At 61.6% G+C, this 23218-nt stretch carries 20 protein-coding genes and 1 tRNA gene; 9 read left to right on the forward strand and 12 right to left on the reverse strand.

The window, feature by feature from the left end; genetic code table 11:
* Window positions 1–8: 8 nt before the first annotated feature.
* Window positions 9–563: a hypothetical protein gene (locus ACLB1Z_RS05430; RefSeq protein ID WP_409562391.1), complete on the reverse strand. Its 555-nt coding sequence runs from the start codon at window positions 561–563 to the stop codon at window positions 9–11.
* 352 nt (window positions 564–915) lie between these two features.
* Between ACLB1Z_RS05430 and ACLB1Z_RS05435 the strand changes: the two genes are divergently transcribed.
* From ACLB1Z_RS05435 to ACLB1Z_RS05445, 3 genes are all read left to right on the forward strand, one after another.
* The gene (locus ACLB1Z_RS05435; protein ID WP_409562392.1) at window positions 916–3639 is read left to right on the forward strand and encodes a sel1 repeat family protein; all 2724 of its coding nucleotides are present in this window, start codon (window positions 916–918) and stop codon (window positions 3637–3639) included.
* A gap of 93 nt (window positions 3640–3732) precedes the next feature.
* Window positions 3733–4659, forward strand: coding sequence for a sulfite exporter TauE/SafE family protein (locus tag ACLB1Z_RS05440; RefSeq protein ID WP_409562393.1), 927 nt, complete (start codon window positions 3733–3735; stop codon window positions 4657–4659).
* Window positions 4659–5450, forward strand: a complete 792-nt coding sequence (locus tag ACLB1Z_RS05445) for a TIGR02186 family protein (protein WP_409562394.1) — start codon at window positions 4659–4661, stop codon at window positions 5448–5450. Before ACLB1Z_RS05440 ends, ACLB1Z_RS05445 begins: the two co-directional genes overlap by 1 nt.
* A 2-nt stretch (window positions 5451–5452) precedes the next feature.
* Here the strand turns inward: ACLB1Z_RS05445 and pdeM are convergent, their stop codons facing one another.
* The 4 genes from pdeM to ACLB1Z_RS05465 are packed head-to-tail and all read right to left on the reverse strand — an operon-like array spanning window position 5453 to window position 10302.
* Window positions 5453–6175: a ligase-associated DNA damage response endonuclease PdeM gene (gene pdeM / locus ACLB1Z_RS05450; protein ID WP_409562395.1), complete on the reverse strand. Its 723-nt coding sequence runs from the start codon at window positions 6173–6175 to the stop codon at window positions 5453–5455.
* A complete protein-coding gene (locus ACLB1Z_RS05455; protein ID WP_409562396.1) occupies window positions 6172–8808 on the reverse strand; it encodes a ligase-associated DNA damage response DEXH box helicase in 2637 nt (878 codons plus the stop codon). Before ACLB1Z_RS05455 ends, pdeM begins: the two co-directional genes overlap by 4 nt.
* Before the next feature lie 58 nt (window positions 8809–8866).
* A complete protein-coding gene (locus tag ACLB1Z_RS05460) occupies window positions 8867–9964 on the reverse strand; it encodes a quinone-dependent dihydroorotate dehydrogenase (protein ID WP_409562397.1) in 1098 nt (365 codons plus the stop codon).
* On the reverse strand, window positions 9949–10302 hold the full coding sequence (locus ACLB1Z_RS05465) for a DUF952 domain-containing protein (protein ID WP_409562398.1): 354 nt from the start codon (window positions 10300–10302) through the stop codon (window positions 9949–9951). Before ACLB1Z_RS05465 ends, ACLB1Z_RS05460 begins: the two co-directional genes overlap by 16 nt.
* A gap of 196 nt (window positions 10303–10498) precedes the next feature.
* Here ACLB1Z_RS05465 and ACLB1Z_RS05470 point away from each other — a divergent pair, with 196 nt between their 5' ends.
* Window positions 10499–12280: a DUF262 domain-containing protein gene (locus tag ACLB1Z_RS05470; protein WP_409562399.1), complete on the forward strand. Its 1782-nt coding sequence runs from the start codon at window positions 10499–10501 to the stop codon at window positions 12278–12280.
* Window positions 12281–12302: 22 nt separating this feature from the next.
* Here ACLB1Z_RS05470 and ACLB1Z_RS05475 read toward each other — a convergent pair whose 3' ends face one another.
* Together ACLB1Z_RS05475 and ACLB1Z_RS05480 are read right to left on the reverse strand one after the other, a co-directional pair.
* Complete coding sequence (locus tag ACLB1Z_RS05475) at window positions 12303–13955, reverse strand: lysine--tRNA ligase (protein ID WP_409562400.1); 1653 nt, start codon at window positions 13953–13955, stop codon at window positions 12303–12305.
* 95 nt (window positions 13956–14050) lie between these two features.
* Entirely contained in the window at window positions 14051–14761 is a 711-nt protein-coding gene (locus tag ACLB1Z_RS05480; protein ID WP_409562401.1) for an alpha/beta family hydrolase, read from the reverse strand.
* A gap of 174 nt (window positions 14762–14935) precedes the next feature.
* Between ACLB1Z_RS05480 and mepA the strand changes: the two genes are divergently transcribed.
* Window positions 14936–16444, forward strand: coding sequence for a penicillin-insensitive murein endopeptidase (gene mepA, locus ACLB1Z_RS05485; RefSeq protein ID WP_409562402.1), 1509 nt, complete (start codon window positions 14936–14938; stop codon window positions 16442–16444).
* Window positions 16445–16666: 222 nt separating this feature from the next.
* Here the strand turns inward: mepA and msrA are convergent, their stop codons facing one another.
* Together msrA and ACLB1Z_RS05495 are read right to left on the reverse strand one after the other, a co-directional pair.
* On the reverse strand, window positions 16667–17341 hold the full coding sequence (gene msrA / locus ACLB1Z_RS05490; RefSeq protein WP_409562403.1) for a peptide-methionine (S)-S-oxide reductase MsrA: 675 nt from the start codon (window positions 17339–17341) through the stop codon (window positions 16667–16669).
* 118 nt (window positions 17342–17459) lie between these two features.
* Window positions 17460–17951: a hypothetical protein gene (locus tag ACLB1Z_RS05495; protein ID WP_409562404.1), complete on the reverse strand. Its 492-nt coding sequence runs from the start codon at window positions 17949–17951 to the stop codon at window positions 17460–17462.
* A 135-nt stretch (window positions 17952–18086) separates the two neighbouring features.
* Here ACLB1Z_RS05495 and ACLB1Z_RS05500 point away from each other — a divergent pair.
* From ACLB1Z_RS05500 to ACLB1Z_RS05510, 3 genes are all read left to right on the forward strand, one after another.
* Window positions 18087–18176, forward strand: a tRNA-Ser gene (locus ACLB1Z_RS05500).
* A 315-nt stretch (window positions 18177–18491) separates the two neighbouring features.
* Complete coding sequence (locus tag ACLB1Z_RS05505) at window positions 18492–18953, forward strand: DUF1330 domain-containing protein (RefSeq protein WP_409562405.1); 462 nt, start codon at window positions 18492–18494, stop codon at window positions 18951–18953.
* Window positions 18950–19861, forward strand: coding sequence for an alpha/beta fold hydrolase (locus ACLB1Z_RS05510; RefSeq protein WP_409562406.1), 912 nt, complete (start codon window positions 18950–18952; stop codon window positions 19859–19861). The genes ACLB1Z_RS05505 and ACLB1Z_RS05510 overlap by 4 nt, the downstream gene beginning before the upstream one ends.
* 132 nt (window positions 19862–19993) lie before the next feature.
* Here the strand turns inward: ACLB1Z_RS05510 and ACLB1Z_RS05515 are convergent, their stop codons facing one another.
* The gene (locus tag ACLB1Z_RS05515; RefSeq protein WP_409562407.1) at window positions 19994–20365 is read right to left on the reverse strand and encodes a carboxymuconolactone decarboxylase family protein; all 372 of its coding nucleotides are present in this window, start codon (window positions 20363–20365) and stop codon (window positions 19994–19996) included.
* A 185-nt stretch (window positions 20366–20550) separates the two neighbouring features.
* On the opposite strand from ACLB1Z_RS05515, the gene ACLB1Z_RS05520 reads away from it, so the two are divergent.
* A complete protein-coding gene (locus tag ACLB1Z_RS05520; protein ID WP_409562408.1) occupies window positions 20551–20844 on the forward strand; it encodes an MliC family protein in 294 nt (97 codons plus the stop codon).
* 34 nt (window positions 20845–20878) lie between these two features.
* Here the strand turns inward: ACLB1Z_RS05520 and ACLB1Z_RS05525 are convergent, their stop codons facing one another.
* Window positions 20879–21370 (reverse strand): hypothetical protein, encoded by a 492-nt coding sequence (locus ACLB1Z_RS05525; protein WP_409562409.1) that lies wholly within the window; start codon window positions 21368–21370, stop codon window positions 20879–20881.
* A 119-nt stretch (window positions 21371–21489) separates the two neighbouring features.
* Window positions 21490–23172 carry an FAD-dependent oxidoreductase gene (locus ACLB1Z_RS05530; RefSeq protein WP_409562410.1) on the reverse strand — a complete coding sequence of 561 codons (1683 nt, stop codon included), beginning with the start codon at window positions 23170–23172 and terminating at the stop codon, window positions 21490–21492.
* Window positions 23173–23218 lie beyond the last annotated feature (46 nt).

Genomic DNA, 23218 nt, shown 5'->3' on the forward strand with positions numbered 1-23218 from the left:
ATCTTTATCTAGAGCGAGCCTTTTGGACCCGGCGTGGCCGATGGTGGCACGGGCGGCGGTGACGGCGCGGCGTGGTCGTCCGGCGGCAGAGGCTTATCCAAATCCCTGACGTGATCGCGGATCTTTTTGTAGACACGCGAGATGTAGTCGAGCGCCTGATCGACTTCCTCATCCGTCGGGAGCTGGACCTTGTCGTCCGGCGGTGGCGCATCGGCAAGCGGACCGGGCGGCGACGGAACACCGGGCGGTCGTGTCTCGATCATCTCTTCAAGTTCTTTCACGCGCGCCTTCAGATCGTGGTTCTCCGATTCAAGGCGTGAAAGCTTGTCGGCGGGTGTGTTGGTGGTCTGATCGTCGACGGATTTGCAGGCCCATTCGTTGCCGCTCTTGGCGCACATGGCGACGGCGCCGGTCTGCTTGTCGAGACGCAGGAAGCCGCCCTCGACTGGGGACATCGTGAACCGTTCGGCGGTGTCACCCGATGGTTCTGCAACTGAAGCCGCTGCCAGTATCGGCAGAATGGAAAGACCGAGCATGGTTGCCCGCGTCGCCCTCAAGGTCATTGAAAGTCCTCCGCTGACCGTTACCAGCGAAATGGTCATATGCCGGAACTATGGCAAGACCGCTGGCCACAGCCATTTCAGCGAATCAACCCGTGCGAGGCGGTGGTGTCGGCGGCCGCCAGATCAAAAGTTTCCTCTAATAATATATTGAAAAGTCGCGATTTTTATCGTCCTGGCACGCTCCTTAACTCGACGTTTACTCCCGGCGACCAAAAGTTGCCTTCGAAGCTGATTTGTGTCGCGTCCGCCAACGATCGCATTTGACCTGCGCGGTACGGACCCCCCGATGTCCCGAGCGCGCGGCGGCTGCGCTCTCCCGGACCTTTCGCAATCGCGCTGTCTCGAGGGGAAGATGTCGAAATCGGAAATGGGTGCTGAGCGTCGGGAGGGAAGGGACCCGCACGAGTCCGGTGACGACAGCCGCGACGAACTCAAATCGATCCTCGATACGATTGCCGCCCAGCTTCAGGACGCCGATCGTCGGCACACGGCTGCGCTCAGTGAAATGCAGGATCGGATTTCGGGGATGGGGCGCGAGGCCGATCTCCTGCGTATGCGCATTCCCGATCAATTCGCGCCGGCCTTCGAGCAGATCGAAGCAGGCATTGGCGAACTGGCTCATCGGCTGGTCGATGTCGATCGAAGCGCTGCGCGGGGTGCGGCGCGGACGCGCCAGCATCGGGCGGCGGCACGTTCTGGCCATGCCGATCTCAACAATCCTTGGGACCGGGACGACGCGGAAGCGCTCGCCAGTGTCTATGAAGCGTCCGCCTATCCGCCGTCTGCAGCCTCTGCACGCGATGCCGACGAGGCCACGGGCGGCACTTCGAACATCGACGAGGCATGGCTTGAAAGCCGGTTCGCCGAGATTGCGCGCGGCATCGAATATTCTCTCGCGCATGTGAAGCCCGAGAGCAAGTTCTCGGACTTCGATCAGCGTTTCGATCAGTTCGAGCGCCAGTTCGCGAAAGTGTTCGCAGGCGTTGCCACCCATGACGACCTCGCTACTGTGCAGCAGATCGAGGCGCACATGGAAGAGATCGTCAATCGTCTCGAAAAGACGAACGATCAGCTCGATCGGCTCAACACTATCGAAGCGCAGCTTGCGAACGTGTCGCAAACACTCGCGGAGATGCAGGCGGCGAACGCCAAATCGGCAGACATCGGTGCGGTCGCTCGGGCGGTAGCGGAAGAAACGGCGCAGCGATTTGCGAGCCGGCCTCCGGATGAGCGAAATGTGGCAGCGGACGAGCTTCGTCCGCTGATCGAGCAGCTCATGACGGAAAACCGTCAGGGCGGCGAACAAACCGCAATGCTTCTCGATACCATGCAGCAAGCTATGGTTCGTCTGCTCGACCGGGTGGAAGCGATCGACTTTCCGCCGCAGCAACCGCCGCCGCGGATCTTCGAGGCTGACCATGCGGCCAACTACGGCGCGCGAACGGAAATGTTCGGCAGCGATGCACTGCGCGATGACGACTTTGGTGCTCAGCCGTTTGCTTTCGACGAAGACGATAGCCATGGCGCCTTTCCCGATGCCGTCTCGCCGCCACCGCTTTCGGCGGTCAGCGAGACGGGAATGTCGCCGGAAGAAATGGCGCTGCGCAGCGAAAAGATGCGGCAGGAATTCATTGCTGATGCGCGCCGGGCCAAGATGCGTCTCAGCGCCGAGGGCGACGACATTGACGATTCCGTCGCGCCATCGCTGTCGGCAACGCGGATGGCGTATGCAAGCGGCTCGGCGCCAGCCGGCAGCCGGCCAATCCGGCCTTCGAGCGCGCTTGCAAAGAACACGTCGGGACCCACTGCGCCGTCGCCGCGGCTGATGATCATCGCGGGCTTCGTGCTCTTGGCGCTTGCCGGGCTTTGGTATGCCTTCGGCTTCGAAAGCAAGCCCCAGTCGGCGGCCGTGCAGGAGGCCGCTCCTGCAACCACCACGCAAAGCAAGACAGTCCAACCGGGCAACGCCACTGATTCAGCAAAGGCTTCGGGTGCACCGTCGGCTTCCGAGCCGTCGTCGGGGTCGCAAGCCCCTTCGGCGCCCGCTGGTGAACCGAACGCGCAAGGCGGGGTCAATGGTCCGCGCAGCGATCTCAGTCCGCATGACGGCGGCGCGCCTGCGACGACGGCCTCGATCGACCCGGATTCTACACCGCGGACGACGCTGCCGATGACAGGCGTTGCGGTCGATCTCGATCATCCGGTAACGGAAGCCGAGCTGATCCAGGCGCGGCGTCATCAGGCGATGGCGAACATTTCAGGTGAGCTTGGAAGCGCTGCGGCGCGGCCAGGCGAATCTGCCGTGGTCCCGGCGTCGATGATTCCGACGGAAGCGGAAACGGAAGGCATCGCGCCGCCGGCGCAAAACACAAGCGCACCGGTCGGGGGGCAGAAGTCATCGCGGCTCGATATGCCGCCGGCGATGATCGGTCCGCTGTCGTTTCGGCTCGCGGCGGCTAACGGGGATTCATCGGCTCAGTTCGAAGTCGGCGCGCGGTTCGCGGAAGGCGAGGGCGTGCCGCAGAATTTCGCTGAGGCCGCGAAATGGTATCAGCGCTCGGCCGAACAGGGTTTCGCCTTGGCGCAGTATCGTCTCGGCACGCTTTATGAGCGTGGTCTCGGTTTGAAGGCCGACCGGAAGCAAGCGAGCACCTGGTATCTGCGCGCAGCCGAGCAGGGCAACATCAAGGCCATGCACAATCTCGCTGTGCTCTCGGCCAACCAATCGGATCGCGCCCCCGATTACACGACGGCGGCGCAATGGTTCGAGGAAGCTGCCAAGCGCGGCCTGCCCGACAGCCAATTCAATCTGGCTGTTCTTTATGAGAACGGTCTTGGCGTGACGCGCGATCTGAGGACGGCGTTCATGTGGCTTTCGCTTGCCGCGCAAGGTGGTGACGCAGATGCAGTCCGCCGCCGCGATATTCTTCGCGGCAAGCTGACGGCGCAGGATATTACCGTTGCGAGAAAGATGATTGACGCCTGGCGGATGACGCCTACGGATCGCGCGATCAATGATGCCCACGTTGCCGGCGATCTATGGAAACAAAATCCCCGAAACGGCCTCAACGGCTAGAGCTTGCCGTGACGCGCCGCGTGGTGTCTCCTGGCGGGAAATCCTGCTAGACGCTAGTTCCATCGCCTGCACCACGCCGTTTCGGATCCGAGGATGACCCTTTACCTGCCGATTGCCGAGATGTCGGTTTCCGTCATCGTGTTTTTGGCTCTCGGGATGAGTGTCGGTTTTCTCTCAGGTCTTTTCGGTGTCGGCGGCGGCTTTCTGCTCATGCCGCTGCTGACGTTTCTGGGCATTCCGTCGGCGGTCGCGGTGGCGACCAGCGCCTCGCATGTCGTGGCGTCTTCGGTATCGGGCGCGATCACGCATTATCGGCGCGGCAACGTCGATATCCGGATGGGGCTCGTCATGTTGATGGGCGGCCTGACGGGAACCTATCTCGGCGTCAGTGCGGTGAAGATCTTGCGGCGTCTGGGATACTTCGATTTCACTGTCGCGCTCATGTACGTCATTTTTCTCGGCGTGGTCGGCACGGTGATTTTCGTAGAGGGCATCAACGCGTCGCGGCGGGTGCGCTCGACTGGCGGGACGACGGCCAGAAAATCCGGTCAGCATGGCTGGATGGAAGGCTTGCCGCTCAAGATGCGGTTCCCACGCTCGAAGCTTTACATGAGCGCCGTTCCGCCGGTGATCATCGGCATGTTCATTGGCTGCCTGTCGGCGATCATGGGCATCGGCGGGGGGTTCGTCATCATCCCGGCGATGATCTACCTCTTGCGGATGCCGACAGGGCTCGTTATCGGCACGTCGCTGTTTCAGATCGTATTCGTTGCGGCGCTGGCAACCGTGCTGCACGCTGTCGAGAACAAGACGGTCGATGTGGTGCTCGCTTTGATCTTGATCGTCGGCGGGGTGATTGGTGCGCAATTCGGAACGATGATTGGGGAGAAATTGCGCGGCGAACATCTGCGCGCGTTGTTGGGCGCGGTCATTTTGCTCGTTGCTGCGCGGATGGCGTACGAGCTTGTCGTACCGCCTGCCGATCTGTTCTCGCTCGCGGCTGTGGCGGGGGCATCCTGATGCGGTGGTTTTTAGCAACGATGGCCGTGATGATCGGTTTCGCAGGCGCTGCGGCGGCGGAGGTGCCGAAAGAAGGCGTCGAAGCCGACGCCTCGACGCGGCAGGTTGCCATCACATCGAGCTTCACGGGCACGGAAATTCTGGTCTTCGGAGCGGTCACGAACAGCGTGCAATCCAGTCCAGAGGCCGGTACCTATGACGTGATTGTGGTGGTCGAAGGCATTCCGGCGCCGGTCGTCGTGCGCCGAAAGTCGCGCGTGGGCGGCATATGGGTCAACACGCAGTCGATGCGCTTTGCGTCGGTGCCGAGCTATTATGCCATTGCCTCGACGCGGCCAATTGATGAGATCGCGGACAAGGCGGTGCTCGATGCGCAAGGGATCGGGTTCGATCATGTGCGGATGGTTCGCGCTGCGCAGAGCCGAACGGATGCGACCGATCCGGCGGAGTTGCAAGCGTTCAAGGAAGCGCTGATCCGTTTGAAGGAGCGAGAGCGCGTCTACGTCAAATCGGACTTCGGCGCGTCGTTCATCGGCAGCAGTCTTTTCCGTGCGACGATTGCGTTGCCGCCGAACGTGCCCGTCGGGCCGCTGACGGCGCATGTGTATCTATTCAAAGGCGGCCAAATGCTTGGCGAATACAGCAACCGCGTCATGCTGCAACGTGAAGGCGTCGAGCGTTACATTCATGAGACAGCGATGACGAAGCCATTGCTCTACGGCGTCGTGACGGTGCTGCTGGCGGTCTCGTCGGGGCTTGCTGCGGCGTTTGCGTTCCGTAAGCCGGTTTGACCTCAATCGTCGCGCAGCAGGCGGGGGGCGACGGGATAGAGGCCTTCGTGGCCGAGCATCCAGACGTCAAGACCATCATCGCCGAACAGCGGTTCGAAGGCCATGTCGAGAATATTGAGACCGCCCGTATAGGCACCGAACGCTGGCATCACGAGACGCAGGCGATTGCCGACGAAGCATGGCCGCCGCAGTGACGTGCCGTGAAACACGAGGCGGGCGGCGGGATGATAATGTCCGGCAATCTCGTGCGTCGCCGCGCCGGAACGTGGCTCATGACGGAGCGCGATACCGCCGACGATGACTTCCTCGACGACATAGCCCGCCAGCGTACGGTCGATCTTGGGATCGTGATTGCCGGTGATCCAGATCCAATCGCGATCCTCCTGCAGCATGTGCAGGCTTTCGATATCGGCTTGATCCATGCGCGCCGCGCCATCGGAATCGTGCAGGCTGTCGCCGAGTGAAATGACCGTTTCGGGCTGGTAGCGATCAATCAGAGCTGCCAGCTTGCTCAGGGTCTCTCGCGTGTCATAAGGCGGCAGCATCTGGCCGCGCGCCGCGAACGCCGAGCCTTTTTCGAGGTGAAGGTCGGAGACGATCAGCGCGCGCTCGGCAGGCCAGTAGAGTGCACCGAATTTATGGGCGAGGAAGGTCTTGCCGCAAATGTTGACCGGCTGATCGGCGAAATCGTCGAGCCCGATGCGCTCCGGCTTCAGCATGTTCATTGCTCTGCATCCCCCGTCGCTTCGCGTATCAATTCGTCGGCCGCCGCGCGCAAGACCGCATCGCGATCCTGACCGTAGACCAGCTCGATGCCGATCTCCAACAGTACCGGAACGGCGAGCGGCGACACGTGGTCGAGAATTTGATGTCTGATTCGGTTTTTTATGCGAGCGAGAAACGTGCCGAGCCGCTTGATGTCGAGCAGGCCCGTGGCCGCGTCGGCCCAGGCGGCCTCCAGCAGAAGGTGGTTCGGGTCGTGGCGGCGGAGCACATCATAGATCAGATCGGTCGAGATCGTCACTTGGCGGCCGGATTTTACCTTCCCGGGATGGCGGCGCTCGATCAGCCCAGCGATGACGGCCGCAAGGCGAAATGTCCGCTTCATCAAAGCGCTTTCGGCGAGCCAGGCATCGAGGTCGTCGCCAAGCATGTCTTCGTCGAAGAGTTCGGCAAGGGAGAGGCGTCCGCCGGAAATGAGGCCGGACATGTCGCCATGCGTCCAGACGGCGAGCGCATAATCGTTCGCCACGAAGCCGACAGGCTGGGCGCCGATACGGTCGAGGCGGCGGGTCAGCAGCATGCCGAGCGTCTGGTGCGCGAGGCGGCCTTCGAACGGATAGGCGACGAGGAAGTGGCGGTTGCCCCGGGGGAAGGTTTCGACCAGCACCTCATCGGGCGCAGGCATGACTGAGAATTCGGTCTGCAACTCAAGCCAGTTGGCGACAGGATTTGGAAGCGCCGACCAGACGCTGGGGTCGGCGAGCATATCGCGAACGCGGCGCGCGAGATGCGTGGACAGCGGGAATTTGCCGCCGTCGTAACTCGGCACCATCGGGTCTTCGGCGTTGGCGCGCGTGACGAAGACTTCGGTATCGCGAATGCCTTCGAAGCGCAGCACCTGTCCGGCGAAGACGAATGTATCGCCCGGCGTCAGTTGCTCGGCGAAATATTCTTCGACTTCGCCCAGCACCCGGCCGCCCATGTTCGGCATTCGCTTGGCGCCGCGATGGGCGATGAGGCGGACTTTGAGATGTGGCGCATCGACGATGGTGCCGATGTTCAGACGGTATTGTTGCGCGATGCGGGGATTGGCGACACGCAGTTTACCGTCGTCGGTTGGGCGGAGTTTGGCAAAACGTTCGTAGGAGCGAAGGGCGTAACCGCCGGTCGAGACGAAATCGACGGTGCGGTCGAATTGATTTCGTGTGAGACCCGCGTAGGGGAGGGCAGAGCGGACTTCATCGAACAGCGTGTCCGGATCGAAGGGGGCTTCGCAGGCCATGCCGAGCACGTGCTGGGCGAGAACATCGAGTGCGCCGCTGCGGGACAGCTGCGCGTCCTGATCGCCAGCTTCGGCGGCTTGCTGGGCGGCGCGGCATTCCAAAACTTCGAAGCGATTGCCGGGAACGAGGATTGCTTGCGACGGCTCGTCGAGCCGGTGATTGGCGCGGCCGATGCGTTGCAGCAAGCGGCTTGCACCTTTGGGCGCACCGAGATGGATGACAAGATCGACGTCGCCCCAGTCGATGCCGAGGTCGAGCGTGGAGGTGGCGACGACGGCGTGCAGGCGGCCTTCGGCCATCGCCGCTTCGACCTTCTTGCGCTGGGCAGCTTCGAGCGAACCGTGATGCAGGCCGATCGGCAAGTTGTCGTCATTGATGCGCCAGAGTTCCTGGAAGGCATATTCGGCCTGCATGCGCGTGTTGACGAAGATGAGCGTCAGCTTGTGCGCGCGGATTGCGTCGTAGACCTCGTGCATGGCGTAGCGGGCAGTATGGCCGGTCCAGGGGATATCGTTTTCCGCTTCCAGGATTTCGATGACGGGCTTGGCGCCGCCTTTGACGGTGACGAGACCGGCGAGGTTCGTCATCGTTTCGGGATCGGTCTGCGCGACGAGGTAGCCGCGCAATTCGCTCGGGCGCGCGACGGTGGCCGACAGGCCGATGGTCATGACATTCGGCGAAAGCTTTCGAAGTCGGGCGATGTCGAGCGCCAGGAGATCGCCGCGTTTCGAGGCGGCGAGCGCGTGAAGCTCGTCAAGGATGATCGTATCGAGATCAGCGAAGAGATAGGGCGCGTCCGGGTGGCTTAGCAGCAGCGCAACCTGCTCCGGCGTCGTCAGCAGGATGTGCGGCGGCTTCACGCGCTGGCGCTGGCGGCGCGCGAGGGACGTATCGCCGGTACGCGTTTCGGTGCGGACCTTCAGCCCCATCTCTTCGATTGGTGTGTTGAGATTGCGCTCCACGTCGGCGGCAAGCGCCTTCAGCGGAGAGATGTAAAGCGTGTACAGTCCGGCGCCGGTTTTCTTCCGATTGCCGTTATGAATCGAGATCAGGCTTGGCAGGAAACCGGCGAGCGTCTTACCTGCGCCGGTCGGGGCGATCAGCAGTGTCGAGCGGCGCTCGCGTGCGGCTTCAAGTAGTGCAAGCTGATGTGGCCTCGGCGTCCAGCCGCGATGCGCAAACCAGTCCGCGATTTCTGGCGGGAGGTGTGCCGTATCGAGAGCAGCTTCGGCGCGACGTGATTTCTTTTTCGGAAGCGGTGCGACCAACGCAGCGCTGCGCGGCTTCGGCTTTGCGCGCGAGGTTGGCGGGTGCGCTTTGCGGGGGGGCTTGTCGGTGGTTTTACGCGGCACGTATCAGACTTCGTTGCGATAAGCGTTCGACTGGTACCGTCCCCGCGGCATTCTATCTCTAAAGCGGCTGTTTCGCCCAGTAGTCGGCGTGGCGGCCGCGGATGGCGGCGAGACTCGACTGGCCGCTGTTCTTCAGGGCGTCGGTGAGGACGGACTTGATCTCACTGATGAGGCTTGGCCCTTCGTACACAAGACCCGTATAGAGCTGCAACAATGTGGCGCCGGCTTCGATTTTTTCCAGGGCCTGCTTGCCGGAACCAATGCCGCCGATGCCGATGAGCGGAATTTTTCCGCCGGTTTCCCGGTAGATGCGGGCGAGCATGGCGGTCGAACGGGCAAACAGCGGTTGTCCGGAGAGGCCGCCTGTCTCGTGCGCCAACGGCGATTTGACGCCGTTGCGGGTGAGGGTCGTATTGGAGACTGCGATGCCATCGACGCGGTGCGCGACGAGGCGTTCGACGATCGGCGCGATGTCGGCCTCGGCAATGTCGGGCGCGATCTTGACGATGATCGGACGGCGCAACGCACCATCTTTGACCAGCCGCGTGCGCGTCGCCATGATCCGCGTCAGAAGTTCGTCGAGCGCTTCGGGCGCTTGAAGGTCGCGCAGGCCTGGCGTGTTCGGCGAGGAGATGTTGACGGTGAAATAACTGGCAAGCGATGTGAACCGCATCAATCCCAGAACATAATCTTCGCCGCGGTCGTCGCTGTCTTTGTTCGCGCCGATGTTGACGCCGACGATGCCGCCGCGATTTTTTCGCGCTTCGAGCCGGTCCAGTGCCGCGGTGTGGCCGCAGTTGTTGAAGCCGAGCCGGTTGATCAGGGCTTTGTCTTCCAGGAGGCGGAATACACGCGGGCGTGAATTTCCGCTCTGCGGTTTCGGTGTTACCGTACCAACTTCGGCGAAGCCGCAGCCCATTCCAAGGACTGCGTCGGGTACGCGTGCGTCTTTGTCGTAGCCGGCGGCGATGCCGATGGGGTTGGGGAATTCAAGACCAAAGACGGATTGCGCCAGCACGCGATCGTCGGGTTTGAGTGGGCGCGGGTAAATTCCGCATTCCAGTGCCTTGAGGGAAGCCTCGTGGGCTTCTTCTGGGCCGAGTGCGAAAAGCGCGGAGCGCGCGAAGCGGTAGAAATTTTTCAGCACACGAACCATTCCTCTTCAATTCGCGGTATGCCATTCTCATCGTTTTGAAGGTGACGCTGCCACATCGCTTCGGAAACCGATAAGTTGCCGTAGAGGTGCGGGAAGAGATCTCCGCCGCGCGATTGTTCCCATTTGAGTTCGGGGCCTAATGTCGAGGCCTCAAACGCGATGAGAACAAGATCGCCTTTGTCTTTGAAATGTTTTTCTAATGTGCCGGGAAGCTGATGTTGCGCCGAAAGATGTATGAAGCCATCGCGACGATCATCGACCGATCCGGTATATACTCCATCTATGGTCGCCTTAGACCATTCACGGACGGTAGCAATTTTGAATACGATTTTGTTCATTGCAGAGTTTGAATTTTTGATGGCGCTCTCTCACTGATATCATTACGCCGCAGCGACACGGAGAGTGTGGCGCCGATGCAAGCCCGTTGCTATCACGGCTGCATATGCGTGCAACCCGTTTCGTGTATCGCGGGTTTTCAATTTCGGGTCGCGGGGATGCGGTACCCGCGGATGGCAGATAGAGGTCTTCGTTTTCGTGTATCCAACGGCGTCGCTAACGATTTCGGAACTGTTCTTCGGACCCTATCTGTTGAACATTCCGCTGTTCCAACGGCCGTACTCGTGGGGACGAGAACAGGCCGAGCAGCTTCTCGACGATTTGATGGAGGCTGCCGGCGTCTGCTCGGGCGGAGAGGCCGATCAGACGTATTTTCTGGGCGCCGTTGTGTTGATGGATGCGCCTGGCGCCGAGACTTCGAAGCTCACCGCGAAGATGACGCCTCGCGAGTTCGGAGTGATTGACGGACAGCAGCGGCTCGTTACGCTGATGACGCTGCTTGCTGTGTTGCGCGATCTTGAAACCGATACGCGCAGGCCGGTCGGCAAGCGCGTACACAATATGCTCATTGCGCAACTTGGGACGCGCTTCTTTCGTACCGAGCGGTTCCGAATGCATCTTTCGACGCGTGAGCGCGCCGTGTTCGAAGATCATATTCTGCTGCCGGGAAGTTCGGTGCAGCCGACCTATCTCGCCGCGCCGTCCTTACCAGAAGCGACGCTTCTGGAAGTGCGCGACCGCTTCAAGGCCGTTTTGTCCGAGATGACCAATACGGCACGGCGGACACTTGCCGATTTCATCGCCGACAGTTGTTATGTCGTCGTGATCGTCGGCAACGACATCGACCGGTCGCATCAGATGTTCGTGGTGTTGAACGAGCGCGGGAAGAAGCTGCAGCGCAACGACATCCTGAAGTCCGACATTCTGGCGCGCATGTCGACGAGCGATGCGAAGTGGGCCGTCGGGATGTGGGACGATATGAGCCTGGCCCTCGGCGAAGGATTCGAGCCGTTCTTCGGTCATTTGCGCACGATTTACGGCCATGGCCGTCTGCAAATCGTCTCGGGCGTGCGGCAAGTCATTCGCGACAGCGGCGGATCGGAAGCGTTCTTCAAGGACGTGTTCCTGCCGCTTGCGAAAGCGTATGTGCTGGTTAGGAATAACGGCGAAGACGTGCTGTCGCACAGCATGCAGCGGACGCTCATCTATCTCAATCGGTTGCCGGAAGCCGACTGGGCGCCTGCGGCTATCGTTGCGCTCAAGGACTGGAAGCACGATCCGCACCGGGCCGCGTTTCTTTTGGACGAGATCGAACGATTGGCGATGCTGACGCGGCTGCTTTGCGCCGGGTCAGGCAAGCGTGTGCGGCGCTTTGCGGAGCTTATTAAAGTTATGCGGTCCGGAGTGCCGATCGACGCGTCGCATCCGGTTCTGCAGATGTCGCGCGATGAAGTTCGCGGCGTCGCCTTCCATCTCAAGGATTTTCACAAACGCAATCCGAAGGTGTGCAAGCTGCTTTTGATGCGGCTTGGCGACGAGCTGGCAGGTGAGATGGATGTGGTCGATCCCGACCTCTACACCATCGAGCACGTGCTGCCGCAGCGCCCGGCCGCGTCTAGTCCGTGGCGCCAGAAGTTCGCGAGTTCGGAAGAGCGCGCGCAACTCGTGGAAAGCCTCGGCAACCTTGTGCTGATCACGCAGCAGGAGAACGACCGGGCGCGCAACGCATCGTGGGAGGACAAGAAGCAGATTTACGCTAAGGCTTCGAGCCGGGTGCCGCTTCTTGCGATCACGCGCGACGTTCTCGGTGAAACGGAGTGGTGCAAGGAGCAGATCGAGGCGCGCGAGCTTCGACTGATCGATTTGATCGGCAAGCTCTGGCGGATCGACCTTCTCGGGCAACGGCCGGGCGTTCGCCCGCCGCCGCTCAAGCCTGTCGATGTCGAAGAGCCGACGGAGCCTCTACGGCATCTCGCGTGAGGGGGTGACGGGAGCCGCATGCCTAGGCAGCGGCAAGTTCGCCGCCGAGCGCTTTCGCAATCAACGCGCGGGTTTCGGGAATGCCGTACAGCGCGACAAAGGTGCCGAGACGCGGGCCGCGCTCCTGGCCCAGCAAGATCTCATAGATCGCCTGGAACCAATCGAGTTTTACACCGGGGCCGCCGCTGGGGCTGGTCTTGGTCGTGTCCTGATAGCGCGGAATGGATCGGCCGACGTCGAGCAGCGCATTCTGGATGGTGTCGCCGTCGGCGCCTGACGGCAAAGCTGCGAGCGCCGCGTCGAGGCTCTTTAAGGCTTCGATCTCAATGTCGTCGGGTGCGCGGAACTTCTTCGTCGGTTTGACGAAGTCTTCGTAGTAGCGGATCGCGTAGCCGGCGAGCTTGTCGAGGATCGGCGCGTTCTCGGGCTCGGCGCCCGGTGCGTAGCGGCGCAGGAAGCCCCACAGCACATCCTTGGTGTGGGCGTGCGATACCGACACGAGATTGAGCAGTAAGCCGAACGTCACCGGGATTTCAGGCTTCGGCGGCCTGCCGGCGTGAATGTGCCATACCGGATTGTCGATCTGCTGCTTTGAGTCCTGCTTCGGGAACGACGACAGGAACTGCAGGTATTCGTCGACTGCGCGCGGGATGACGTCGAAGTAGAGGCGCTTGGCACTACGCGGCTTCTGATACATGAACAGCGCGAGGCTTTCCGGCGAGGCGTATGTCAGCCATTCGTCGATCGTCAGGCCGTTGCCACGCGACTTCGAAATCTTCTCGCCCTTGTCGTCGAGGAACAGCTCGTAGACGTAATGCTGAGGAGGCACGCCGCCCAGGATCTCACAGATTTTATCGTAGATCGGCGCGTTGGTCTGATGGTCCTTGCCGAACATTTCGAAGTCGACGCCGAGCGCGACCCACCGCATGCCGAAGTCGGGCTTCCATTGCAGCTTTACGCGGCCGCCGGTGACGGGCAGCGTGACATCGCGGCCGTCTTCGTCGGCGAAGGTGATGGTGCCGTCCTTGGCGTTCACTTCCTTCATAGGCACATAAAGGATGCGACCGCTCTTCGGCGAGATCGGCAGGAAGGGGCTGTACGTCGCCTGCCGTTCCGGGCCGAGTGTCGGCAGCATGACCTTCATGATGGCGTCGTAGCGTTCAACGGCGCGCAGCAGCATGTCGTCGAAGCGTCCGGCCTTGTAGTATTCGGTTGCGCTCGCGAATTCGTATTCGAAGCCGAAGGTATCGAGGAAGCGACGGAGCATGGCGTTGTTGTGATCGCCGAAGCTTGCGTAATCGCCGCCGAACGGATTGGGGACCGTCGTCAGCGGCATCTGCAGATACGGTTCGAGCGCCTTCCGGTCCGGAACGTTTTCCGGAATCTTGCGCATGCCGTCCATGTCGTCGGAGAAGCAGAGAAGGCGGGTCTTGCGCTTGCCTTCTGTCAGCGTCTCGAAGGCATGGCGCACCATCGTCGTGCGTGCGACCTCGCCGAACGTGCCGATGTGCGGCAGGCCCGAAGGTCCGTAGCCTGTCTCGAACAGGACCGTCTTGGTGTCGCCGCCGGGAATCTTCTCCAGGCGCTTGAGCAGCCGGCGCGCTTCTTCGAAGGGCCAAGCCTTGGAGTCGGCGCTGGCGGTGGACTGCTCGGGCGTGAAGACGAGTGCGGTCATTTGGCTATGGCTGTTCGTATGGTCACGAGATGGCAAAGGTACAAAGGCTGGCTTTGCGGCGAAGGCGCGCACCGTAGGTGCACGGGCGGGCAGCGTCAACGCGCCTTCGAAATCTCCGTGACAAATGCCGCAACGGCGTCGGCGGCGGCTGCGAGATTGCCTTTGCGCGTGAAGCCCGACGCTCCACGCGGCCCGAAATCGTGGTCGCCGTCGTCCATCCAGACGAGCGCAATTTTGTTCGAAAGCGGATATTTTTCCACTTCGGCACGGCTGCCGAATGGATCGCGTTCGCCCTGAACGATCAGGGCCGGGCAACGAAGATTTTTGAGGTGCTCGGTCCGTAGCTGATCGGGTTTGCCGGGCGGATGGAACGGATAGCCGAGGCAGATGAGGCCGGCGATCGCCTTTTTCGCAAAGAGTTCGTCGGCGACGAGGCTCGCGACTCGGCCGCCGAGAGATTTGCCGCCGATCACGAGCGTGGCGCGCGGATACGCGGCGTGGATGGCGTCGATGCACGCGCGGTATTCTTCGACGAGGGCTTCTGCGCGCGGCGGCGGGCGTTTCGGGCCACCATTGCGGCGTCCGGCCATGTAGCCAAACTCGAAGAGCGTGAGCGCCAGGCCGCGTTCGTCCAAGAGAGCAGCCATTGTGTCGAGGAACGGCGAACTTATCCCCGCGCCTGCGCCATGCGCTAAGATCAGTCGCGTGTCGGCTGCAGCGTTTCCGCGGTCGATACGGAATGCCGGCAGAGCCGAAGACGTAGGCTTTTCTGCTGTTGCGCCGGATGATTTTTGAACGCGGGTCATGGTGGTCACGATGCGAAAAAGACGAGCTGATACAGTGCCGGCGGTTGGCGTACCAGCGAAATTGCAGGGTGCGGATGTGACAGGCGTGCCGTTGCGCCTTAAAATTGCAGGCAGGGTCTGATTTTCGCCCGAGATTGAGCTAAAGTAGCGTCATGAGGTAAACGGGGACGAAGCATGAGAGCCGCAAAGGTCTTGGCGCTCGCGGTCGTCTGCGCATTGGCGGCGATCGGTAGTTCGCTGGTTCAGGCATCCGACACGCCGAGTTTGTTTGGTTTCATCCAGCCGTCGCAGGCGGAATCCGCGCAGAATGCTGCGTCCGGACAGAGCGATGACGCAAGCGATGTTCCGTCAGCGCCCGATCCTGGGCATGCAGATGGAGCGCAAGGTTCGACGCTTCCTGCTTTCGTGGCGCGGCCGCACGCGTTGACGCAGTCTGATTCCGAGCCGAGCGAACCGCCGGGTGACGATGCCGAGGCGCCGCCGTCGGATACCGCGGCTCCTGCTGCCGCAAGCACGACGACCGGCTCCGTTTCCGACAAGCCCGATGCTGCAAGCGCCGCAACGACACCTGCGAAATCGTCGAAGAAGCCGCCGGTTTCGATCAAAGTCAAAATCAAAGTTGAGCCGATTCCAGGACTGACGGCACCGAAGAAGCCGACTTGGCCGACGTTCGTCGGTGCGAAGCAACTCTTCGGGGAAGCCAAGAAGCCTGCGCCGATGGAGGCGCGTTCGATCGGCAGCTATTCGCGTGGATGTCTGGCGGGCGGTGTGCCGTTGCCGATCGACGGTCCGGCGTGGCAGGAAATGCGGCTCTCGCGCAATCGCAACTGGGGCAACCCGGTCTTGATCGCGCTGATCGAACGGTTCGCCAAGGATGCCCAGAAGCTCGACGGTTGGCCGGGACTGCTGGTCGGCGATATCGCGCAGCCGCGCGGCGGTCCGATGGTGACGGGACATGCCAGCCATCAGATCGGTCTTGATGCCGACTTCTGGCTGACGCCGATGCCTAAGAAACGGCTTACGCGGAAAGAGCGCGAGACGCTGAATGCCACGTCGATGCTTGATGACACAGGATTGAAAGTCGATTCGAAGGTGTTCACGTCGAAGCAGGTGGCGCTCATCAAGCGCGCAGCGTCATATCCGGAGGTTGAGCGGATTTTCGTACATCCGGCGATCAAGAAGGCGCTGTGCGAGCGAGCGGGAACAGATCGTGCGTGGCTCGGCAAAGTGCGGCCGTGGTACGGCCATTACTATCACTTCCATATGCGCATCAAATGTCCGCCGGGCTCTACAGGATGTACGCCGCAAGTGCCACCTACAGGCGACGATGGATGCGGCAAGGAAGTGACGCAGTGGCTGGCGAAGGTCATCCCTGCAAAGGGTCCGCCAGCGCCGCGTCCGCCTGGGCCGCCAAGGGCGCCGAGCCCACCGATCATGCTTTCGGATTTGCCGAAGGCGTGTCAGGCGGTGCTGGCTTCCGGGCCTGATCCGATCAAAATTCCGACGGCTGCCCTGATGACGAGGGTGCAGGTGAAGAAAGCGCTGGCCAAGGCGGCGGCCGTGAATATGGCTCTCTACAAGGCGTCGACCGCGGGCGCCGCCAAAGGGTCGCCAACGGAACTCGCAAAGAGCCCGGCACTGCGTCCGCATATGCATAAATCGGCGACGGCCGATCCGAAGTAGGCCGGACGTCATCCTCGGTTGTGCCGGGAGGCCATTTCGATCATCGCACTCTTGCGGGCGAGACAACATGATGGTGGGCGGTGGCGAAGTTTGTCGGCGCACTCGCAACAACGTCATGCCGACGTAGGTCGGCACCCAGGCAAGCATCAGCTCGCGTCGTCTTTCGACTTGTCTGGATCCCGGCCCGCGCCGGGATGACGTTGGAATAGCGACTAGGCGGACTTAGCCCTTTAAGTCCGCCGATGCTGCGTCAGAAGCGGGCATCGGGCAGGAGACGCCCGTGCCCTTCAGGCCGCAGTAGCCATGGGGGATCTTCGCCAGGTACTGCTGGTGATAATCTTCGGCCAGGTAGACTGGCGGCGAGGGCTGGATCTCCGTCGTGATCGCACCGTAGCCCTTGCCAGCGATCGCAGCCTCATAGGCCTTCTTCGAAGCCTCAGCCGCTGCAAACTGCTCGGGCGTGGTGGTGTAGATCGCCGATCGGTACTGGGTGCCGATGTCGTTGCCCTGACGGAAGCCCTGGGTCGGATCGTGCGCTTCCCAGAACGTCTTCAGCAGCATCTCGTAGGAAATGACCTTCGGATCATAAACGACGATGACAACTTCGGCGTGGCCGGTCGCGCCGGTGCAAACCTCGTCGTAGGTCGCGTTCGGCGTGTAGCCGCCCGCGTATCCGACGGCGGTGATCCAGATACCATCACCCAACTGCCAGAACAGGCGTTCGGCGCCCCAGAAACAGCCGAGGCCGAAAACCGCGACTTCCAGGCCGGCCGGGTAGGGGCCATGCAGGGGGCGCGAAAAGAGATAGTGCTCGGCATTGGCGGAGAGGATCGGGGTTGGACGGCCCTTCGGGGCGGTCTCGGCGGTCGGCATGACGACGCGCTTGCGTGCGAACATGGATTAGCTCCTTTTTATCGTTGGGGTGGATGCCCCAGTATACGACGGCCGTTCCCCGTTCGTTTCAGAAAGCCTGCAACTCGCTTCCGGGGTGCAAATGGCGCGCTGGTCGCGGGCTTCAATAGTCGTTGGCGAAAATTCGAATCCGACGGCGTGGGCGACCCAGAAAGCCGCAGGCGATGGCCAGCAGCAGGAAGATCATCGTCGCCGGAAGCGACAGGACCGAGGTCAGCACCGGATCCCAGCCGACCGGCCCTGTTATGCGGCTGACTGTACGCTCCAGGGCCGACACGAACGCCGGAGCAAGGTTGTGAAGGTGCTGCAACAGCGAGATTGCGCCTTCGCCGTCGCTTCGAGGCCGCGAAACGTCGGCGGCGAAAGAGATGAGGGTGAAGAGGGCGAACAGCGCGGCGAGAAAGCGCAGCATGAGGCGCGGGCGCGATTCGGGATTCACGAAGCCTGCGACCAAGGCGATCAGCAGTGCAGCGGCGGCGACGCGGAGCAGCCACGCAGTCGGCTGTTCGCCCGAGGTGTACCAAAGCCAACAGTAAACGGCCGCCGAAGCGGCTGCCAAAGCTGAAAAGACCTTGAGAAGCGTGGAGCTGGTCATAGGTGGCAGTTGCTCATGAGCCAGCGTCAGTTTTGCGGCCCCTGCGGCCCAGCGTCAAGCTGGGGAAAATCATTTCAGGGTGCCGTTGCGCTCGGGATGCGGATGCGTATAGTGCGCCCCTTCCACGAACCGGATGGAGAGATGGCCGAGTGGTTGAAGGCGCACGCCTGGAACGCGTGTAGGCTCGCAAGGGTCTCGTGGGTTCGAATCCCACTCTCTCCGCCATTGTCGCCAGAAGTGCCGTTTTGACGACGATTAGCTTCCTCTGGTTTTCCTCCATATTGCCACCCGCTTTCGCAACGCGGCGGAGCTTCGAGCGGTGAACCGTCACTTGGTTCTATAAGGCCCACATATATTACCCGGATACAATTGACGAAGGTATTTCGCCCGGGTATTAATGGCGCGGGCATCTAGCAAAGCGCGACACGTTCGATTTCCTGAACAGCCCCTGCGGGCCAACGATTGCTGTCTTCTGGTTCGTTGCCGGAGGTGGCCATCGCGGTCGCGCGGCCAGCGATACATCCCATTCAAGGAACCGCCATGAACAAAACCGGCTCGACAGCATATCTCGAACCCACACAGGCGGCGGGGCGCCAGTTCGTGCAGCGCGATCTTTCCGGCCCCGTCGTCATGCTCAATCTGCTGAGGTTCAGGGATGTCGCCGATTATTCAGGCCATCCCGAACTGGCGCCTGCCGTGCCGATCAGCGGTGCACGAGCATTCGATCGCTACGTTGAGCATACGCTGCCCTTCTTGCGCGAAAGCGGGGGCGACATCTTGTTTCTCGCCAAGGGCGGCGCCTTCCTGATCGGCCCCGCCGACGAACAGTGGGATCTGGCAATGCTGGTCCGGCAGGCCAGTGTTGCTTCGTTTCTCTCCTTCGCCGCCCATGCAGGGTATCTCGCGGGGCTTGGCCATCGCTCGGCAGCGGTGGAGGACTCCCGCCTTCTCCCGCTATCGGAAATGCCATGTCGCACGCCTGCTGAGGGAATGCAGGCATGAATACAATAATGGCCAACGGCATTGAACTCGCCTGGGACAGTTTCGGCGATGCCGACGCCGAAGCATTCCTGCTGATTTCAGGGCTCGGAACGCAAATGATCCGCTGGAGCGTCGGATTCTGTGAGGGCTTGGCCGGAAGAGGCTATCGGGTGATCCGCTTCGATAACCGGGATGCCGGATGCTCGACGCATTTCACGGCCTGGGCCGCGCCTGATTTTGGGGCGCTCGTCTCTGCGCTGATGGCCGGACGCCGGCCCGACGTGCCTTATACGCTCAACGATATGGCGACCGACGCGATCGGCCTCCTCGATGCTCTCGGCATCGCACGGGTCCATGTCGTCGGCAGGTCGATGGGCGGCATGATCGCGCAAGTCCTGGCGAGCGAACATGCCGACCGTGTTGTTTCACTAACCTCGATCATGTCGAGCACGGGCAATCCGGCTCTCCCTCGGGCCGCCTCCGATGTCATGGCGATGATGATGCGTCCCGCGCCGGATCCTGCTGTCGATCCGGACGGCTTTCTAAGGATGCGTCTGCCCTTCGCGCGCAGGATCGCCGGAACAGCCTATCCGTTCGACGAGGACGTCCATCGTGCCCTGCTGCTCGAGGAAGCACGGCGTTGCTACGATACGGACGGTACGGCGCGCCAGATCGCCGCCATGGCAGTGGCGGGAGACCGCCGTGCGCGCCTAGCAACGATCAAGGCGCCCACTCTCGTCATTCATGGAACAGATGATCCACTGATCCCGCCAGCCTGCGGCCATGACACGGCTGTCTCGATCCCCAGTTCGATCTATCGACCGATCGAAGGCATGGGACACGACCTGCCTCCCGAACTCGAGCAGACAGTGATCGACGCGATCTGCGATGTGGCGAAGAAGGGATCGCATCAAGCTGTTTCAAGGTGACGCTGACACACCGGCATGACATTAGGTGTTCGGCACCAAAGCCGGATTCCAGCTTCCGTCCGGGGACGTTCGCCGCCTAGAGCCCAGCCATAAGATAGGATCGAAAACGTATGCGCCTCGGAGCTTGATCGATCACGCCATCGTTGGGGTCGCCGCAGCTTTGGCGGCTTCGAATTGACGGACGGCGTCGACAGCGTGGGCGGCATACATCACCGAGGGGCCAGCGCCCATGTAGATCGCCATGCCGAGGGTTTCGAAGATTTCAGCGTCGGTCGCTCCTTGAGCGACGGCCGCTTTGGCATGGAAGGCGATACAATCTTCACACCGGACGGCGACGCCGATCGCGAGAGCGATTAGCTCCTTGGTTTTGGTATCGAGGGCGTCAGCCTTGGCCGCGGCCTGAGCGATGGCGCCGAAACCTTTCATCACGTCAGGTGCGCCAGCGCGAAGATCTTTCAAGGTGGCGCTGACGTTTTTCGTGATCTCCATATAGTCGGTTTTCATGTCCGTCCGTTCCTCATTAGCTAACGCACAAAATCGCCGTGCGTGAGGGAGCCCGCTATGATGTGCGTCAAGGTCCGTCATCAGCAGGGGTCCGCCTCGACGAATTCAAACCGGCGGTGCTATTAGAAATCGGCTAACCATCGACGCGTGAAGATCAGGCTCTCACAGATTGAGGAGACGGGAACATGCGGCTTCGTTTGTTTGTGGCGTTCGTGGCAATCGTTGCGGCCGCTCCGGCTGCGATGGCGATGGAGCCCGTCCATTATGTTTGCGCCGACAAGACGGAGTTAACGGCGACGTTTCACATGTCGCCAAGCGCCGCCCATCTCGTGTTCGCCGGTTCGGGCGAGACGATGAACCTGCCGCAAGCACCGTCTGCCGACGGTGGCCGCTATCTGAAGGGCGATACCGAGTTCTGGATCAAAGGCAGGGACGCGACGCTGACGCGCGGCGACAGTCAGACGACCTGCAAGAGCTGACGGTCCTCTCTGCCTGGCCGCGCGGCGCAGAAGCTTATTGCGGCGGCGGGGTCTTGAGTTTTGAAATTCGGATCAGTGTCGAACCGCCGACACCCGACGTCGTCCGGCATTCGAAACGATCGCCGTTGATGTCGTAGATCGCGTTGTTGTCATCGGAGGCCATGGCACGCTGCGCGCAAAGGACCGAGCCGCTGCGGATGGCCGATCTGGTGGTCGCCATGATGATAGCGCCTGCGGACGAGACGCGGTCGTAGAAGTCGGATGAAGGCCATGTCGCATTCGCCTTTGCCATCAGCTCGGGCGCTTTGTCGACGTCGCTGGCGCAGGTCAGCGTCAATTCGTCGACGCTATCGGTCTTCAGAGCAACCACGACCGATTGATCCTGGGTATTGCGTTCGGCGACGGCGATTTCGGGGTTTTGGGCGTGGACGTTTGCGGCCAGCGCATCACACTCGTCGGCGCGGGTCGGGGCCGTCCAGGCGACAGCCAAAGCTGCGGTCAAAATCGTCGTTCGCCAAACACTCATTCAAGTCCTCTCAATTCCGCGATGCAGAGACCCTACACATCGTGGCGCGGATGGTCTGCTAAGCCAAACGGGCGACCAACTTATGGCAGTTGGCTGAACGTCAGAAAACAGCAAACTTATTAGACGGTTGCGGCGGCCTGAAGGGGTGCGGTCGCCGACGAAAGGTACGTGTGAAGCGCGGCGACGACCTGGGCGCCTTCACCGACTCCAGCTGCGACGCGCTTGATCGAGCCGGCGCGCACATCGCCGATGGCAAAGATGCCGGGGATGCTGGTCTCCAGAGAGGCGCAATCTTCGCCCGCGCCGATACCCGTCAAGACGAAGCCTTTGGGGTCGAGCTTGACGCCGGTCTCGGCTAGCCAGCCGGTTTCGGGATCGGCACCGATAAATAGAAAGAGGTGGCGGACGCTACGGCAGACTTCGTCGCCGGACGGAGAGCGCCACGCGATCGTTTCGAGGATGCCATCGTTACCTTCGAGGCGCGTGATTTCCGAATTTGTAAGAATATCGACGTTGGGCAGGCCTTTGATCCGGTCAACGAGATATTGCGACATCGAGAGCGAGATGTCGCCGCCACGCGCGAGCAACCAGACTTTTTTTGCGCGGCCTGCGAGGTAGACGATGGCCTGTCCGGCGGAATTTCCGGCGCCAACGAGGACGACCTCCTGCTGCGAGCACAGCTTGCCTTCGATCGGAGACGCCCAGTAGTGGACGCTGCTGCCTTCGAAATCGTGCAGGTTCTCGACGCTAAGGCGGCGATAGCGGACGCCGGTCGCGACGACGACGGTGCGCGTGCGGACGTATTGGCCGTCCGCGAGTCGCAGCGTGAAACTGGTGGTGCTGTCGCTGCCATGTGTTTCGAGGCCGACAACCTCCGAGGGAATGGCGAATTCGGCGCCGAACTTCTGCGCCTGATTGAAGGCCCGCGCCATCAAGGCCATGCCGGTTATTCCAGTGGGAAAGCCCAGATAGTTTTCGATGCGCGAGGATGCGCCGGCCTGGCCGCCGAACGATCGGCAATCGAGAATAAGCACTGACAGTCCTTCGGAGGCAGCATAAACGGCTGCGGCCATGCCCGCCGGTCCCGCGCCGACGATCGTTACGTCGTAGAGGCGGTTTTCATCGAGCGGGCCAACGAGGCCAAGGCAGCGGGCAAGCTTCAATTCGGTCGGGTTTTGCAGAAGGTCGCCGCTCGGGCAAAGCACGATTGGAAGTGAGGACGGATCGACGTGGAAGCGCTCGATAAGGCAGCGTGCTTCCGGATCGTTTTCAGGGTCGAGGTCGACATGGGGATGGCCGTTGCGCGACAGGAAGTTCTGCAGGCGGATAACGTCGCTATTGCCTGCGCGGCCGACGATGACGGGTCCTGCTCCTGTTTCCAGGAGGCCGACGCGGCGCAAGATCAGTGCACGCATGATCCGTTCGCCAAGCTCGGCTTCGGCGATGAGAAGGGCGCGCAGTTTCGACGGTGCGATGACGAGCGCTTCGACCGTCGTCGTCGCGACGGCATCGACGAGCGAGGGACGGCCGGACAACTGAGCAAGTTCTCCCATGAACGAGCCCGGTCCGTGCGTGACGATGGGCGTATTGTGCCCCTTCATGTCGCGTTGGGTGACATCGACGCCGCCGCTTAGCACGATGATCACACCGGCGCCGACCTTGCCGACCTGGGCAAGCGCATCGCCTGCGCCAAAGGATTTGATATCTCCGAAGCGGCGAACGCGCTCGATCTCGTATGTTTCGAGATGCGGGAACATCTGCTCGCGCCGATTTGCGGTGAGGGAACCCACGTTCGAGGTCATGGCAACTCGCATTTAGGTCATTATAGGTATTCAATATTCACCACTG

It is taken from the genome of Hyphomicrobium sp. MC8b, from assembly GCF_905067615.1.
Classification (GTDB): Bacteria; Pseudomonadota; Alphaproteobacteria; order Rhizobiales; family Hyphomicrobiaceae; genus Hyphomicrobium_B.

Coding starts and splice junctions, on each gene's coding strand:
- ACLB1Z_RS05430 (WP_409562391.1), bottom strand. CDS start 563: ATGACCTTGAGGGCGACGCGGGCAACCATGCTCGGTCTTTCCATTCTG.
- ACLB1Z_RS05435 (WP_409562392.1), top strand. CDS start 916: ATGTCGAAATCGGAAATGGGTGCTGAGCGTCGGGAGGGAAGGGACCCG.
- ACLB1Z_RS05440 (WP_409562393.1), top strand. CDS start 3,733: ATGACCCTTTACCTGCCGATTGCCGAGATGTCGGTTTCCGTCATCGTG.
- ACLB1Z_RS05445 (WP_409562394.1), top strand. CDS start 4,659: ATGCGGTGGTTTTTAGCAACGATGGCCGTGATGATCGGTTTCGCAGGC.
- pdeM (WP_409562395.1), bottom strand. CDS start 6,175: ATGAACATGCTGAAGCCGGAGCGCATCGGGCTCGACGATTTCGCCGAT.
- ACLB1Z_RS05460 (WP_409562397.1), bottom strand. CDS start 9,964: ATGGTTCGTGTGCTGAAAAATTTCTACCGCTTCGCGCGCTCCGCGCTT.
- ACLB1Z_RS05465 (WP_409562398.1), bottom strand. CDS start 10,302: ATGAACAAAATCGTATTCAAAATTGCTACCGTCCGTGAATGGTCTAAG.
- ACLB1Z_RS05475 (WP_409562400.1), bottom strand. CDS start 13,955: ATGACCGCACTCGTCTTCACGCCCGAGCAGTCCACCGCCAGCGCCGAC.
- ACLB1Z_RS05480 (WP_409562401.1), bottom strand. CDS start 14,761: ATGACCCGCGTTCAAAAATCATCCGGCGCAACAGCAGAAAAGCCTACG.
- mepA (WP_409562402.1), top strand. CDS start 14,936: ATGAGAGCCGCAAAGGTCTTGGCGCTCGCGGTCGTCTGCGCATTGGCG.
- msrA (WP_409562403.1), bottom strand. CDS start 17,341: ATGTTCGCACGCAAGCGCGTCGTCATGCCGACCGCCGAGACCGCCCCG.
- ACLB1Z_RS05495 (WP_409562404.1), bottom strand. CDS start 17,951: ATGACCAGCTCCACGCTTCTCAAGGTCTTTTCAGCTTTGGCAGCCGCT.
- ACLB1Z_RS05505 (WP_409562405.1), top strand. CDS start 18,492: ATGAACAAAACCGGCTCGACAGCATATCTCGAACCCACACAGGCGGCG.
- ACLB1Z_RS05510 (WP_409562406.1), top strand. CDS start 18,950: ATGAATACAATAATGGCCAACGGCATTGAACTCGCCTGGGACAGTTTC.
- ACLB1Z_RS05515 (WP_409562407.1), bottom strand. CDS start 20,365: ATGAAAACCGACTATATGGAGATCACGAAAAACGTCAGCGCCACCTTG.
- ACLB1Z_RS05520 (WP_409562408.1), top strand. CDS start 20,551: ATGCGGCTTCGTTTGTTTGTGGCGTTCGTGGCAATCGTTGCGGCCGCT.
- ACLB1Z_RS05525 (WP_409562409.1), bottom strand. CDS start 21,370: ATGAGTGTTTGGCGAACGACGATTTTGACCGCAGCTTTGGCTGTCGCC.
- ACLB1Z_RS05530 (WP_409562410.1), bottom strand. CDS start 23,172: ATGACCTCGAACGTGGGTTCCCTCACCGCAAATCGGCGCGAGCAGATG.